Annotated in this window: 12 protein-coding genes; 8 read left to right on the top strand and 4 right to left on the bottom strand. The window is 71.6% G+C overall.

Translation table 11 applies throughout. The features are described 5' to 3' along the window. Window positions 1–10 precede the first annotated feature (10 nt). Together ACQ614_RS22705 and ACQ614_RS22700 are read right to left on the bottom strand one after the other, a co-directional pair. A complete protein-coding gene (locus ACQ614_RS22705; protein WP_431680427.1) occupies window positions 11–1,063 on the bottom strand; it encodes an SIS domain-containing protein in 1,053 nt (350 codons plus the stop codon). Between the two features lie 160 nt (window positions 1,064–1,223). Further along, window positions 1,224–2,525 (bottom strand): extracellular solute-binding protein, encoded by a 1,302-nt coding sequence (locus tag ACQ614_RS22700; protein ID WP_431680425.1) that lies wholly within the window; start codon window positions 2,523–2,525, stop codon window positions 1,224–1,226. A 555-nt stretch (window positions 2,526–3,080) separates the two neighbouring features. Between ACQ614_RS22700 and ACQ614_RS22695 the strand changes: the two genes are divergently transcribed. The 8 genes from ACQ614_RS22695 (at window position 3,081) to ACQ614_RS22660 (ending at window position 12,071) form a co-directional block, all read left to right on the top strand. Beyond that, window positions 3,081–4,394, top strand: a complete 1,314-nt coding sequence (locus tag ACQ614_RS22695; protein WP_431680423.1) for an extracellular solute-binding protein — start codon at window positions 3,081–3,083, stop codon at window positions 4,392–4,394. A 101-nt stretch (window positions 4,395–4,495) separates the two neighbouring features. Beyond that, window positions 4,496–5,482 (top strand): carbohydrate ABC transporter permease, encoded by a 987-nt coding sequence (locus ACQ614_RS22690; RefSeq protein WP_431680421.1) that lies wholly within the window; start codon window positions 4,496–4,498, stop codon window positions 5,480–5,482. Further along, window positions 5,479–6,381 (top strand): carbohydrate ABC transporter permease, encoded by a 903-nt coding sequence (locus ACQ614_RS22685; RefSeq protein WP_431680419.1) that lies wholly within the window; start codon window positions 5,479–5,481, stop codon window positions 6,379–6,381. The genes ACQ614_RS22690 and ACQ614_RS22685 overlap by 4 nt, the downstream gene beginning before the upstream one ends. Window positions 6,382–6,446: 65 nt before the next feature. Then, window positions 6,447–8,024: a glycoside hydrolase family 3 protein gene (locus ACQ614_RS22680; protein ID WP_431680417.1), complete on the top strand. Its 1,578-nt coding sequence runs from the start codon at window positions 6,447–6,449 to the stop codon at window positions 8,022–8,024. A gap of 136 nt (window positions 8,025–8,160) precedes the next feature. After that, entirely contained in the window at window positions 8,161–8,964 is an 804-nt protein-coding gene (locus ACQ614_RS22675; RefSeq protein WP_363490715.1) for a GntR family transcriptional regulator, read from the top strand. 210 nt (window positions 8,965–9,174) lie between these two features. Next, window positions 9,175–9,459: a DUF3311 domain-containing protein gene (locus ACQ614_RS22670; RefSeq protein ID WP_431680414.1), complete on the top strand. Its 285-nt coding sequence runs from the start codon at window positions 9,175–9,177 to the stop codon at window positions 9,457–9,459. Then, window positions 9,459–11,084: a monocarboxylate uptake permease MctP gene (gene mctP / locus ACQ614_RS22665; protein WP_431680411.1), complete on the top strand. Its 1,626-nt coding sequence runs from the start codon at window positions 9,459–9,461 to the stop codon at window positions 11,082–11,084. The genes ACQ614_RS22670 and mctP overlap by 1 nt, the downstream gene beginning before the upstream one ends. 228 nt (window positions 11,085–11,312) lie before the next feature. Further along, complete coding sequence (locus tag ACQ614_RS22660) at window positions 11,313–12,071, top strand: histidine phosphatase family protein (protein WP_431680408.1); 759 nt, start codon at window positions 11,313–11,315, stop codon at window positions 12,069–12,071. 223 nt (window positions 12,072–12,294) lie between these two features. Here ACQ614_RS22660 and ACQ614_RS22655 read toward each other — a convergent pair whose 3' ends face one another. Both ACQ614_RS22655 and ACQ614_RS22650 read right to left on the bottom strand, forming a co-directional pair. Continuing rightward, entirely contained in the window at window positions 12,295–12,924 is a 630-nt protein-coding gene (locus ACQ614_RS22655; RefSeq protein WP_431680407.1) for a response regulator, read from the bottom strand. Then, complete coding sequence (locus ACQ614_RS22650; protein ID WP_431680405.1) at window positions 12,921–14,129, bottom strand: sensor histidine kinase; 1,209 nt, start codon at window positions 14,127–14,129, stop codon at window positions 12,921–12,923. Before ACQ614_RS22650 ends, ACQ614_RS22655 begins: the two co-directional genes overlap by 4 nt. Window positions 14,130–14,326 lie beyond the last annotated feature (197 nt).

Here is a 14,326-nt window from a genome sequence, read left to right as displayed (position 1 = left end):
GTGCCCGGCGTCAGTGCGTCTCGGTGACCTTGGCCAGCGCGCGCGGCGCGTCCGGGTCCTGGCCGCGGGCGATGGTGACCTCGTACGCGAGCAGCTGGAGCGGGAGGATCTCCAGGATCGGCTGGACCTCCTCGGGGACGCCGGCCGGCAGCGCGAAACCGGCGGAGGCCGCGTCCACCTGGGACTGCTGGCCGACGACCACCAGGTCGGCGCCGCGGCCCCGGAGGCGGTCCAGCACCGGCTGCAGCGCCTCGCCGCCCTTGCCGTCCGGGACGATCGCGATCACCGGGGAGACGTTGTCCACCATGGCCAGCGGGCCGTGCAGCAGGTCGGCGCCGGAGAACGGCGAGGCCGGGATGTAGGTGGTCTCCATCAGCTTCAGCGCCGCCTCGCGGGCGGTCGGGTAGCCGTAGCCGCGGGAGGTGATGACCAGGCGCTGGGCGAAGCGGTACCGCTCGGCGAGCGCCTTGACCTCCGACTGGCGCTCCAGGATGCCGGCGGCCAGGCCGGGCAGCCCCTTGGCGGCCGAGCCGTCGCCGCCGCGCAGGCCCTCGACGAACAGGTAGAGGGCGAGCAGCTCGGCGGTGTACGTCTTGGTGGCGGGCAGGGCCTTCTCCGGGCCGGCCATCACGTCGATGTGGAACTCGGAGACCTCGGCCAGCGGGGAGCCGGCGTTGTTGGTCACGGCCAGGGTGATGGCGCCGGCCTCGCGGGCGGCCTTGGTGGAGGCCACCAGGTCGGGCGAGCCGCCGGACTGGCTGACGGTGATCACCAGGCAGTCGGTGAGGTCGGGCTTGGCGCCGTACGCGGTGGTGGTGGACATCGAGGTGAGACCGGCCGGCTTGCCGAGCAGGACCTCGATCAGGTACTTCGCGTAGAGCGCCGCGTTGTCGGAGGTGCCGCGGGCGGTCAGCAGGACGAAGCGCGGGTTGCGGGCGGCGATCTCGGCCGCGATCTCGCGGATCTTGGGGGCGCCCTCGTCGAGGATGCGCTGCAGGACGGCCGGCTGCTCGGCCATCTCCGCCGCCATGATCCTGCCGGGGACGGTCTGCGGGTCGGACATCGGGTGTGCCTCCGTTGAGATGGTTCTGCCCCGCGGCGGGCTGCTGCCCGGCAGGGACCTCACGGCGGCGAGTCCGCACACTCGCTGCAAAAAAGGGTGGTGCCGCTCGATCCTACGGTGCGCGGGCCCCGGAACGAATTCCGGAGCCCGCCCGCGCGGCTCAGGACGGGTTGTTGATCAGCTCGTTGATCCTGGCGTCGGCGGCCTTGGTCGCGGCCTCGACCGAGGTGCCCTTGAAGATGTCGTTCAGCATCTCGACCAGGACGTTCTGCTTCTCGATCGCGGCCCAGCCGGGCGCGACCGGGGTGAACCAGGCGTCCGGGACGGCGTTGGCGGCGGCCGCGGTGGCCGGCTTGTTCTTCAGCGGGGCGAGCTGGGTGAGGTTGTTCGGCAGCGTGTCCTTGCCGGCCAGCACCTGCTGCGACTTGGTGCTGGTGAACATCCTGATCCAGTCCTTGGCGAGGTCCTGGACCTGCGACTTCGCGGTCACCGCGAGGTCGGAGCCGCCGATGAAGGAGGGCAGCGGCTTGCCGTTCGGGCCGGGCATGCCGGCGACCTTCACGACGTCCTTGAGCTTGGGGTCGCCGGAGAGCGGCTCGGACGCGGCGGCGGCCTCCCAGCCGTTGCCGTAGAGCATCGCGGTGCGGTGCTTGCCGAGCACGGCGGCCTGGTCGAGCTCGTTCACGGTCAGGTCGCCGTGGTTGTACTTCTTCACCAGGTCGACGAAGTGGGAGATGCCCTGCTGGGCCTCGGACTCGCCGAGCGTGCCGTGCCAGCGGCCGCCGTTGTCGAAGCGGGCGATGGAGCCGCCGTACGCGGCGACGTAGGACATGGCCGCGTACCAGTACGGGCCCGGCAGGTAGAGGGCGGAGAAGCCCTTCTTGTCGCGGTTCTTCGCCTGGACCTTGTCGAGGGCGGCGAGCAGCTCGTCCTCGGTGGCGGGGACGGCGGCGCTGCCGGTGGCCTCCTCGAACATCGCCGAGTTGTAGAGGGCGACGCGGGCACCCGCGTAGTAGGGGACGCAGTAGAGCTTGCCCTGGTAGGTGCAGGTGTCGACCAGGCCGCGGATCCAGGCCTGGTTGTTGTCGAAGGTGGTGCGGTCCACCGGCACGAGCGAGCCGTTGAGGATGTACTTCATCGTCTCGGTGTTGCCGAGTTCGACCACGTCGGGGACGCGCTCGCCCTCCAGGGCGGCGTCCAGGTTGCCGATCTTGTCCTTCCAGGTCTGGTACCTGAGCCGGAGCTCGACCTTGGGGTACTTGGCGGCGAACTCGTCGTTCACCTGCTGCACGAGCTCGGGCCAGCTGGTCTGGGCCTCGCCCATCAGCCAGACGGTCACCGTGCCGGTCGCGGCGGAGGCCGAGGCCGCCCGGTCCTGGCCTGTGGGAGTGCCGCTTCCGCACCCCGCCACGGTGGCCAGCAGCGCCGTCATGCCGATCGCAGCCGTCAACTGCCGCTTCACGCTTCCTCCGGAGGGTCGGGGAAGGTCTGCGCATTGGTACAGACCAGTTCGCAGAGCGTGGACCAGACCAATGACGGAGTCAACGGCGCACGGGAGCGTACGCACCAGTCGTTGCAGAGCCGTTGTCAAGCGCGCACTCAGCGTGAGCACACACTCACCACACGCTCCATTAGGGCTCCCTTAAGGAGCACTTGAGGGCGGGTTAGGCTGCAGACGGATCGTTCGCCATCTATGCCCGTTCGTGGGCCATTCGCCCGATTTCCCGGCCGGGATGGTCCAGTCCAAGCCCCGTCGACCACCAGAAGCGCACGGCTGTGTCAAGCGTTGATAACGGTGCGCCCCGAGGTGTCGAGAACCCTTGACGGTGCTCTTTGGTACGTGCCAATCTCCAGGGCAGTTGGTCTACACCAATGGTCTACTCCACCAAGTCGGTTGCCGCTCCACCCGTGCAGTTCCCCCATCGCAATCACCGGTGACATTCCCCCTGGCACGACGCTTCAGGGCCACGCCCCCACAGCCCGGTGCCACACCTTGCTCATCCCTCTGGAGGATGGTTTGAACCGCAAGATCGCCGCCGTGGCCGCCATTGCCACCGTTCTCGTCGCGTCCGCCTGCTCCTCGTCCGGCTCCTCCGGCGACGCCAAGCAGGCCACCCTCAGCAAGGACGGCAAGGGCAAGAAGATCACGGTCTGGCTGATGGACGACGCCCAGAAGGGCTGGCCGTCGGTCGTCGAGGCTGCCAAGAAGCAGTTCAAGGAGGAGACCGGCGCCGACGTCGACATCCAGTGGCAGACCTGGACCAACTACACCACCAAGCTCGACACCGCCCTCCTCTCCGGCAACGCCCCCGAGGTCATCGAGCTCGGCAACACCCAGACCGCCAAGTACATCGAGGCCGGCTCCTTCGTCGACCTGACCGGTGTGAAGTCCCAGTTCGAGAACTCGGACAAGTACCTGGACTCGCTGGCCGCCTCCGGCCAGACCGCGGACGGCTCCAAGACCTACGCGATCCCCTACTACGCCGGCGCCCGCGTCCTGATCTACCGCAAGGACCTCTTCGCCGCGGCCGGCGTGGCCAACCCGCCGACCACCCTGGCCGAGCTGAAGGACGCCCTCGCCAAGGTGAAGGCCGCCAACGCCTCCACCCCGAACTTCTCCGCCCTCTACCTCCCGGGCCAGAACTGGTACACCGCCGCCTCCTTCGGCGCCGGCACCTTCGGTGTGAAGAACATCGTCGCCAAGAGCGACGGCGACAAGTGGACCGGCACCCTGACCGACCCCAAGTTCGTCGAGGGCGTCAAGGTCTGGAACGACCTGCAGAAGGAGTTCTCGGTCGGCGGCACCACCACCGACGAGGCCACCCAGGACGCCCTGATGGCCAAGGGCAACATCGCCGCCATCGTCGGCAACGGCTGGGAGCTCGGCCAGGTCGCGGACCCGAAGGTCGGCGACCCGGGCCTGAAGGACAAGCTCGCCAGCATCGCCCTCCCGGGCACCGCGGCCGGCCAGCCCACCCCCGCCTTCCTCGGCGGCTCCGACCTGGCCGTCCCGGCCAAGTCCGCCAACCCGGGCCTGGGCGCGACCTTCCTGCAGATCTTCACCAACACCAAGCAGCAGACCGAGCTGGCCAAGTTCGCGATCCCGAACGCCAAGAACCTGGTCGCCGCCTACAAGGCCGCCGCGCCGGCCAACAAGGCGACCGGTGACGCGGCCGAGGGCCAGACCTGGTTCATCCCGAACTCCCCGATGTGGTCCGGTGCCGACGAGACCGCGCTGAAGAACGCCTTCGGTGCGATCGCCGCCGGCGGCGACCCGGCCGCGGAGCTCAAGAAGGTCGAGGAGACCGTCCTCAAGGACCTGAACGGCTGACGAGGCGTGCAGGGGGTGGGCAGTCCGTGCAGCAGCGCGGACTGCCCACCCGCGCACCACGTACCGACCAGTTCCGCGGGCCGGGAAGGACCCTGATGAGCGTGACAACGAACGAAACGCCGGTGGCGGTCGAGGAGACCGCGGCCGCCGTGGCCGCACCGCCGCCGCCCCGGCGCGGCATCCTGGCGGGCGGCCACTACATCCCGTACGCCATGATCCTGCCGGCCGTGGTGGCCCTGGTGGGCGTCCTGGCGTATCCGCTGTACCAGCTGTTCGACCTCTCGTTCCAGAACATCAACCGGTACTCGTACCTGGTCAACCCGGCGCTCGCGAAGTACATCGGGTTCGAGGGCTACACCAAGGTCCTCGGCGACGACCAGTTCTGGGAGGTCGTGCTCCGCTCGATCTACTTCACCGTCGAGCTGGTCGTCCTCTCCATGGTGCTGGGCATGCTCTTCGCCCTGCTGCTCAACCGGGTCTCCGGCTGGGTGAAGGTCGTCTGCATCACCGTGATGATGTTCGTCTGGGCCATCCCGGCGCTCGTCACCGGCACCATCTTCCGCTGGCTGTTCGCCTCCAACGGCGGCGTGGTCGACTACATCGGCTACCTCTTCACCGGCGACGAGAAGACCAAGCACTACGACTGGTTCGCCGACCCCACGGTCGGCCTGTACGTGGTCGGCGCCGCGGTCATCATCTGGGGCGCGCTGCCCTTCCTGGTGCTCGGCCTGAACGCCGCGCTCACCCAGGTGCCCAAGGAGCTGATGGAGGCCGCCAAGCTGGACGGCGCCAGCTCCCTGCAGGCGTTCCGGCACGTCGTCATCCCGGTCATCAAGCCGTTCCTGATGATCAGCGCCGCGCTGAGCTTCATCTGGGACTTCCAGGTCTTCGCGCAGATCTTCTCGCTGCGCAACACCTCGCCCGAGCCCGGCTACTGGACGATCGGCACCTACCTGTTCCAGAAGGGCATCGTCGCCTCGAAGTACAGCGACAGCTCGGTGATCTCGATCGCGATGATCCTCCTCATGCTGGCGGTGCTCGTCTTCTACATCCGCCAGATGCTCAAGATCGGAGCCCAGGACCGATGACCACCACCGTCGACGCACCGGCGGCCACCGCCGGGCCGAAGGTCCGGGCCAAGGTCCGCACCACCGGGCAGCGCCCCGTGATGACCTGGATCTGGAACACCCTCGGCCTCGGCTTCGCCGCGGTGATGGGCTTCCCGATCTACTGGATGCTCATCACGACCTTCAAGACCAACAAGGACCTGATCGCCAAGGACCCGACCTTCTGGCCGCAGGCGTTCTCGTTCGACAGCTACAAGACCATCTTCGACGACAAGGAGTTCCTGCCGGCGCTCCAGAACACGATCGCCATCACCCTGGGCTCGGTCGTGCTCGGCCTGGTCGTCGGCTTCCTCGCCGCCGTCGCCGTCGCCCGGTTCGGCTTCCGCGGCCGCAACTTCTTCATCGTCACCATGCTGGTCGTCCAGATGGTGCCGCTGCTGGCGATCATCGGCCCGCTGTTCGTGGTGATGAACAACGCCGGCATGACCGGCACCCTCTTCGGCGTGATGCTGGCCTACCTGGTCTTCACCGTGCCCTACGTGGTGTGGACGCTGCGCTCGTTCATCGTCAACATCCCGGCCGAGCTCGACGAGGCCGCCATGGTCGACGGCTGCACCCAGTGGGGCGCCTTCTTCCGGGTCATCCTGCCGCTCACCCTGCCCGGCCTGATCACCACCGGTGTGTACAGCTGGATCCAGGCGTGGAACGAGTTCATCGTCGCCAACGTGCTGCTCTCCACCGGCGGCCAGAAGACCTCGATGATCTGGCTGACCTTCTACGCCACCACCCCCACCCGCGGCGCCGACTACGGCTCGCAGATGGCCGGCGCGCTGCTGGTCTCGCTGCCCGTGATCGTGCTCTTCGTGATCTTCCAGAAGAAGGTGTCGGCGGGCCTGACCGCCGGTGCGGTCAAGGGCTGACGCCCCTGGGAGCGTCCCGCTCCCCGCACCCCCTCACCACCCGCACCCCACCCAGGGAAGGAACCATGGCGATTCCCGGTACGGAAAGCGTCGAACTGCTCACGGACGCCGGCGCGGTGCTCCAGCCGGGCTTCGCCGGGCTCACCGCCCCCGAGTGGCTGCGCCGCAGACTGGGCTCCGGCGAGCTGGGCGGCGTCGCGCTGTTCGGCCGCAACATCCGTACCCCGCAGCAGGTCGCCGCGCTGACCGCGGAGATGTACGCGCTCAACCCGGACCTGCTGATCGCCACCGACGAGGAGGGCGGCGACGTCACCCGGCTGGAGGTGACGAGCGGCTCCTCGTACCCCGGCAACCTGGCGCTCGGCGAGGTCGACGACACCGACCTCACCGAGCAGGTCGCCCGGGCGATCGGCCTCGACCTCGCCTCGGTCGGCGTCAACCTCGACTACGCCCCGGACGCGGACGTCAACTCCAACCCGGACAACCCGGTGATCGGCGTCCGCTCCTTCGGCGCCGACGGCGACCTCGCCGCCCGGCACACCGCCGCCTGGGTGCGCGGCCTGCAGTCCGCCGGCGTGGCCGCCTGCGCCAAGCACTTCCCCGGCCACGGCGACACCTCCGGCGACTCCCATCTCGGGCTGCCGCGGATCGACCTCAGCGCCGAGCAGGTGCAGGAGCACCTCAAGCCGTTCCGCGCCGCCATCGCGGCCGGCGTGAAGTCGATCATGACAGCGCACATCCTCTTCCCCGCGTACGACGGGCAGCTGCCCGCCACCATGTCCCGGGAGATCCTCACCGGCCTGCTCCGCGAGGAGCTCGGCTTCCGCGGGCTGATCGTCACCGACGGCATCGAGATGGGCGCCATCTCCGGCACCCACGGCGTCGCCGCCGGCTCGGTGCGGGCCGTCGCGGCCGGCGCCGACACCATCTGCGTCGGCGGCGGCCTGCAGGACGAGGCGGCCTTCCTCTACCTGCGGGACGCCCTGGTGTGGGCCGTCCGCGAGGGCCGGCTCTCCGCCGAGCGGCTGCACGAGGCCGCCGAGCGCAACCGCGCCGTGGCCCGCTGGTCCGCCGCCGAACGGGCCGCCCGGGCCGGTGCGCACGCCGAGGTCGGGATCGGCCTCGCCGCCGCCCGCCGGGCCCTGCGCATCCACGGCGAGCTGCGCCCGCTGGAGGGCGTCCCGCACGTGGTGGAGTTCTCCCCCGGCGCCAACATCGCGGTCGGCGACCAGACCCCGTGGGGCGTCTCCGGCCCGCTCACCGAACTCGTCCCGGGCACCACGCACACCCGGGTCGGCGCCCCCGCCACCCGGATCGAGGGCTCCGGACTGCTGCACGTGGCGGTCGCCGCCGAGGGCGCGGACGTCGACGTCCGGCCGCTGCTCGGCGCCGCGGTCAACCGGCCGCTGGTGATCGTCGTCCGCGACGTGCACCGGCACCCCTGGATGCTGCGCGCCGCGCTGGCCATGACCGCCGTCCGCCCCGACGCGGTGGTGGTGGAGATCGGCACCGCGCACGGCCTCGCCGACACCTTCGGCGGCCGCGGCACGACCGTCCTCGCCACCCACGGCGGCGCCCGGGTCTGCGGCGTCGCCGCGGCCGAGGCGCTGGCCGGGCTGGTCCTGGGCGCGGCGTCCGCCTGACCGGGCGCCCCGGCGCGCCGCCCGGACCGATCGGGAGTTGCAGGAGCTCACACTCGGCGGCCCTCGCGTGCGACCATGTGCTGATACAACGACGGAGGAGCCGGTGACGGCTGCAGGGCGAGGAGTGAGAGCGGCCATGAGCGGCGACAGAGGCACGGCGGCCCTCCCTGAGGGCACCACGGTGCCGGCGCAGTCCACGGCGGCGGCGACCGGTACGGCCGCACGGGTGCCCAAGTACTACGGGCTCAAGCGCCACCTCCTGCAGCTGACCGAGACGCAGCCGGCCGGCACGCCGGTGCCGCCGGAGCGCGCGCTGGCCGCCCAGTTCGACACCTCGCGCACCACCGTCCGGCAGGCGCTGCAGGAGCTGGTCGTCGAGGGCCGGCTGGAGCGCATCCAGGGCAAGGGCACCTTCGTCGCCAAGCCCAAGGTCGCCCAGGCGCTGCAGCTCACCTCGTACACCGAGGACATGCGCGCCCAGGGCCTGGAGCCGACCTCCCGGCTGATCGAGGTCGGCTACATCAGCGCCGACGAGCGGCTCGCCCCGCTGCTGGACATCAAGCCCGGCAGCCGGGTGCTGCGCATCGAGCGCCTGCGCCTGGCCAACGGCGACCCGATGGCGATCGAGGTGGCGCACCTGTCCGCGAAGCGCTTCCCGGCGCTGCGCCGCAACCTGGTCAAGCACAACTCGCTCTACACCGCGCTGCGCGAGGTGTACGGGGTCACCGTGGCCGAGGCCGAGGAGACCATCGAGACCACGCTGGCCAACCCGCGCGAGGCCGGGCTGCTCGGCTCCGACCTCGGCCTGCCGATGCTCCAGCTGTCCCGGCACTCCTTCGACGCGGAGGGCGCCCCGGTGGAGTGGGTGCGCTCGATCTACCGCGGCGACCGGTACAAGTTCATCACCCGGCTGCAGCGGCCCGAGCAACCGCCGGCCTGACCGCTGCGCACACGGCCTGATCCGGCCGGCCCCGGGCCGGCCGGATCAGGCCGTTTCTGCGCGTACTGGTGACACCGGTCACGTCCGTGCCCTACATTTCGCTCCCGTACTGACTGCCGATCACCAAAGGTGCTGCTCGGCGGGCGTGCGGGGCGAGCCCCGCGCGCTGCGGCGCCGACGAGGTGAGCCCTCTTCAGCCGGAGCCGCAACATGTCGTCAGAAGTGCAACCCCCCGCGGGGGACGAGGCCGCCGGGCCCGTCCCCGCCGTCACCCCGGCCCGGGTCCTGGCCGGACTCTGCCTCGCCGTGCCGATCGTGGCCACGCTCTGGGTGTCCTCGTACACCAAGGCCGGGCCGGGGATCGGCGGAATGCCGTTCTTCTACTGGTACCAGCTGCTGTGGGTGCCGGTGTCGGCGCTGTTCACGGTCGGCGCCTACCTGCTGCTGAGCCGGGACGAGAAGGCCCGCAAGGCCGCCCGGGGCGGTGGTGAGTGATGCACACCGGCGTCAACGTCACCGCGCTGACGGTCTTCGTCCTGTTCTTCGTGCTGGTCTCGGTGATGGGCTTCCTGGCCTCCCGGTGGCGGCGCGCCGACGACGCCCAGCACCTGCACGAGTGGGGCCTGGGCGGCCGCAGCTTCGGCACCTGGGTCACCTGGTTCCTGCTGGGCGGCGACCTCTACACCGCGTACACCTTCGTCGCGGTGCCCGCGGCGATCTACGCGACCGGCGCGGCCGGGTTCTTCGCGGTGCCGTACACGATCATCGCCTACCCGCTGGTGTTCCTCTTCCTGCCGCGGCTGTGGTCGGTCTCCCGGGTGCACGGGTACGTCACCCCGGCGGACTTCGTGCGCGGCCGGTACGGCTCCAAGGCGCTCTCGCTGGCGGTGGCGCTCACCGGCATCCTGGCGACCATGCCGTACATCGCGCTGCAGCTGGTCGGCATCCAGGCGGTGCTGGACGTGCTGGGCGTCGGCGGCTCCGGGAACTGGTTCATGAAGGACCTGCCGCTGTTCCTGGCCTTCGCGGTGCTCGCGGCCTACACCTACTCCTCCGGACTGCGGGCCCCGGCGCTGATCGCCTTCGTCAAGGACACCCTGGTCTACGTCGTGATCATCGTCGCGGTGATCTACATCCCGATGCGGCTGGGCGGCTACGGGCACATCTTCGACTCCGCGGCCCAGAAGTTCTCCACCGTCAACCCGGCCACCGGCAAGCCCAGCGGCTCGCTGATCCTCGGGCCGAGCTCGCACTGGACGTACGCCACGCTGGCGCTCGGCTCGGCGCTCGCCCTGTTCATGTACCCGCACTCGGTGACCGGCGTGCTGGCCTCCAAGTCGCGGAACACCGTGCGCCGCAACATGGCGATCATGCCCGCGTACTCGCTGATGCTCGGCCTGCTGGCGCTGCTCGGCTTCATGGCGATCGCGGCCGGCGTGGGCAAGGGCGTCAAGGGCTTCAACCCGCAGCTCTCGGTGCCGCAGCTGTTCGAGAACATGTTCCCGGACTGGTTCACCGGCGTGGCCTTCGCCGCGATCGGCATCGGCGCCCTGGTGCCCGCCGCGATCATGTCGATCGCCGCCGCGAACCTCTTCACCCGCAACATCTACAAGGAGTTCCTCAAGCCGGAGGCCACCCCGGCGGACGAGACCCGGGTCGCCAAGATCGCCTCGCTGCTGGTGAAGGTCGGCGCGCTGGCCTTCGTCCTCGCCATGGACAAGCAGTTCGCGATCAACCTGCAGTTGCTCGGCGGCCTGTGGATCCTGCAGACCTTCGTCACCGTCGTCGGCGGCCTGTTCACCCGGTGGTTCCACCGCTGGGCGCTGCTGGCCGGCTGGGCCGCGGGCATGGCCTACGGCACCTGGAAGGCCTACGGGATCAAGTCCGCCGCCACCAAGCACTTCGGCGGCAACTCGGCGGAGATCCCGTTCATCGGCGAGATCGGCTACATCGGCCTCACCGCCTTCGTGCTCAACCTGGTGGTGGCCGTGGTGCTCACCCTCGTCCTGAAGGCCGCCAAGGCGCCCGAGGGCGCGGACGAGACCCGCACCGGCGACTACACCGCCGACGCCGGCGACGAGGCCGTGGACCGGGCCCCGCAGCCCGCCGCGGCGCACTGACCGGCCCGGTACACGGGCCCCGCGCCCTTTCGGCGCACGCACCACCAGGGGCGCACAGTGCCGCCCCTCGTGCGCCCTGTGCTCGCGCCGCCACCACCGTCAACACTGGAGGTGGCGGCGCGATCATCGTGTCGGGGCGCGGCTCCCCACGGGCGCGTCCACCCCCCACCACCCGGGGCGCCGCCGCGCTCACCGCAGCGCGAGAAGACGAAGACGGGGAGACGGGCGATGGCAGAGGCCGGCACCATCCTGAACGGACACCGCACCGAACGCGAGAGCAGTCGGCCACTGCCCTCCGTCCTGATCGCCACCCGGCACGGCGAGTCCGTCGCCAACGTCGAGTTCCGGCTCGCCGAGGAGGCGGGCGCGCTGACCGTCCCGATCACCAGCCGCGACGCCGACATCCCGCTCTCCCTGCACGGCCAGGCCCAGGCCCAGGCCCTCGGCCGCTGGTGGGCCGCCCTGCCGCCGGCCGACCGGCCCCGCTCCGTCTGGTGCTCCCCGTACGTCCGCACCGCCGAGACCGCCAGGATCGCGGTCGCCCAGGCCACCGGACTCGGCGCCGTCCCGGTGGGGCTGCCCGTGCGCTACGACGAACGCCTGCGGGACAGAGAACTCGGCGTCCTGGAGATGCTCACCCGGGCCGCCATCGAGAAGGAGCACCCCGCGGAGGCCGCCCGCCGCCGGCGGATGGGCGAGCTGTACTACCGGCCGCCCGGCGGGGAGTCCTGGCTGGACGTGGCACTGCGGGTGCGCGGGGTGCTCCGCGACCTCTCCGAGGAGGAGGCCGGCCGGCCGGTGCTGGTGGTCGCGCACGACTGCACCGTCCTGATGCTCCGCCACATCCTGGACCGGCTCACCGAGCCCGAGCTGCTCGACAGCGCCCCCGTCCACAACTGCTCCGCGAGCCTCTGGCGCGCCGCCGACGGCCGGCTCCGCCCCGACCTGTGGAACACCACCGGGCACCTGCCCGGCCCGGCCGACTGAGACCGACCGGCAATAGGGAGCGCGGATCAAGGAGCGGGTCGAGAGCCGAGTCTGGGCGTGCATCGTGAGGAGAGCGCAGCGGCGCTGCGTGCGACGAGGGATGTGCGGCCATGGGCCCCTCCTGCCCGATGGCGGGCAAGGAGGGAGAGAGCTGTCGGCGCGCGACGCCGCGGGCCCTATTGCCGGTCGGTCCAAGACCGGCGGCCCGGGCGGCCCGGCACGCTCAGGTGAGGAGGCGGCGCTCCTTCGCCGCGGCCACCGCGCCCGCGCGGGTGTCCACCCCGAGCTTGTCGTAGATGCGGCTGAGGTGCGTCTTGACCGTCGCCTCGCTGATGAACAGGGCGCGGGCGATCTCCCGGTTGCCGAGCCCCTCGGCGAGCCGGGCGAGGATCTCCTGCTCCCGGTCGGTGAGACGGCGGGCCGGCGCCCGCATCTGCGCCATCACCCGGGAGGCCACCGGCGGCGACAGCACCGTCCGCCCGGCCGCCGCCGCGTGCACCGCGGCGAACAGCTCCTCCGGCCGCTCGGCCTTCAGCAGGTACCCGGTGGCCCCCGCGTCGATCGCCCGGGTGATGTCGGCGTCGGTGTCGTAGGTGGTGAGGACGAGGACGTGCGGAGCCCCCTCGGCCGCGGTGATCCGCCGGGTCGCCTCGACCCCGTCGATGCCCTCGCCGAGCTGGAGGTCCATGAGCACCACCTGCGGCCTCAGCCGGGCGGCGAGCGCAACGGCCTCCTCGCCGCTGCCGGCCTCCCCGACCACCTCGATGTCGCCGGCGCTGGCGAGCAGCGCCAGCAGGCCGGCCCGGACGACGGCGTGGTCGTCGCAGACCAGGAGCCGTACCGACGGCGTCATGCGGACCTCCCGGGGTGCAGGGGGACGGCGGCGGAGAGCACGGTGCCCTCTCCGGGGGTGCTCTCCACGGTGAGCGTGCCGCCGAGCTGCCGCAGCCGGGCCCGCATGGCGGGCAGCCCGTGGCCGCGCGCCGGGGCGGGCGCCGCGGTGTCCGGCGGCAGGCCGCGGCCGTTGTCGGCGACGTCCAGGACGGCCTGGTCGCCCAGGTAGGAGAGGGTGAGGACGGCGCCGGTGGCGCCGGCGTGCTCCCGGACGTTGGCGAGCGCGCCCTGGGCGATCCGCAGCAGCGCGGCCTGCACGGCGGGCGGCAGCGGGACGGGCGCACCGTCCAGGTGGAACCGGACCGGCAGGCCGCTCTCGGCGCTCTCCCGCTCGGCGAGGGCCCTCAGTGCCCGGTCGAGGCCGCCGCCGTCGGCGAGCTCCGCCGGGGCGAGGTCGTGGACGAAGCGGCGCGCCTCGGCGAGATTACGGCCGGCGACCGCGGTGGCGGTGCGGACGTGCCGGCGGGCGGTGTCCGGGTCGCTCTCCCAGGTGCGGTCGGCGGCCTGCAGGAGCATCTGCTGGCTGGAGAGGCCCTGGGCGAGGGTGTCGTGGATCTCCATGGCGAGCCGCTCGCGCTCGGCGAGGGTGCCTTCGCGGCGCTCGGTCGAGGCGAGGTCCCGGCGGGTGCGGACCAGGTCGTCGACCAGGGCCCGCTGCCGGGCGGTCTGCCGCCGCATGGTGAGGAAGACCGCGGTCGCCAGGGCGGCGACGGTGGGCGGCAGGATCAGCAGATTGGCGTCCGCCGGGCCGGGCAGCCGGGCCTGGCCGACGGTCACCAGGGCGGTGAGGGCGGCGACCAGCGGCAGGGCCGCGCGGGTCGGCAGGGTGCGCAGCGCGGTGTAGACGAGCGGCACCGCGCACCAGGCGAAGCTCGGCGCCAGCACGACGAGGACCACCCACAGGGCGGTGACCAGGGTGAGTGCGGCGACGGCCGGCCGGTTGCGGCGGTCGGCCCCGGTCGGGGCGAGCAGCCGGGAGCCGGTGAGCTGGGCGACGGCCAGTGCCGTGGAGAGGCCGATCACCCAGGGGGTGGCGGGGCTGCCGGGGTGGTGGGTGAGGTAGCGGGTGAGGGAGCCGGCGAGGAGCAGCAGGAAGGCACCGTCGAGCACGAGGGCGAGCCGTCGCTCGTCGGCGTCGGCATCGGCACGCTGCGGGGGTCCCACCTGTCCTCCTCCTCTCGGGCAACCACCTGGGGGGTGCTCGCTCGTTCGGATTCTCGCCCGGCCGCGGGTCCCGTGCATCGGCCGATCGGTTGACCCCGGTGTCCTCCATCATGCCTGCGTACGGGGGCCGGACCGGCGACGCGCGGGGGGCCTCGGGGCGCGGAGGATCGGTGTGTGGCCGAGCCGCTGGGGCAGGC

This window comes from Kitasatospora dryopteridis (genome assembly GCF_050749075.1).
Classification (GTDB): domain Bacteria; phylum Actinomycetota; class Actinomycetes; order Streptomycetales; family Streptomycetaceae; genus Kitasatospora.
The sequence above is the reverse complement of the archived record's forward strand: the minus strand, read 5'-3'. Positions and strand labels throughout refer to the sequence as shown.

Coding starts and splice junctions, on each gene's coding strand:
- ACQ614_RS22655 (WP_431680407.1), bottom strand. CDS start 12,924: ATGACGCCGTCGGTACGGCTCCTGGTCTGCGACGACCACGCCGTCGTC.
- ACQ614_RS22660 (WP_431680408.1), top strand. CDS start 11,313: ATGGCAGAGGCCGGCACCATCCTGAACGGACACCGCACCGAACGCGAG.
- ACQ614_RS22675 (WP_363490715.1), top strand. CDS start 8,161: ATGAGCGGCGACAGAGGCACGGCGGCCCTCCCTGAGGGCACCACGGTG.
- ACQ614_RS22680 (WP_431680417.1), top strand. CDS start 6,447: ATGGCGATTCCCGGTACGGAAAGCGTCGAACTGCTCACGGACGCCGGC.
- ACQ614_RS22685 (WP_431680419.1), top strand. CDS start 5,479: ATGACCACCACCGTCGACGCACCGGCGGCCACCGCCGGGCCGAAGGTC.
- ACQ614_RS22670 (WP_431680414.1), top strand. CDS start 9,175: ATGTCGTCAGAAGTGCAACCCCCCGCGGGGGACGAGGCCGCCGGGCCC.
- mctP (WP_431680411.1), top strand. CDS start 9,459: ATGCACACCGGCGTCAACGTCACCGCGCTGACGGTCTTCGTCCTGTTC.
- ACQ614_RS22705 (WP_431680427.1), bottom strand. CDS start 1,063: ATGTCCGACCCGCAGACCGTCCCCGGCAGGATCATGGCGGCGGAGATG.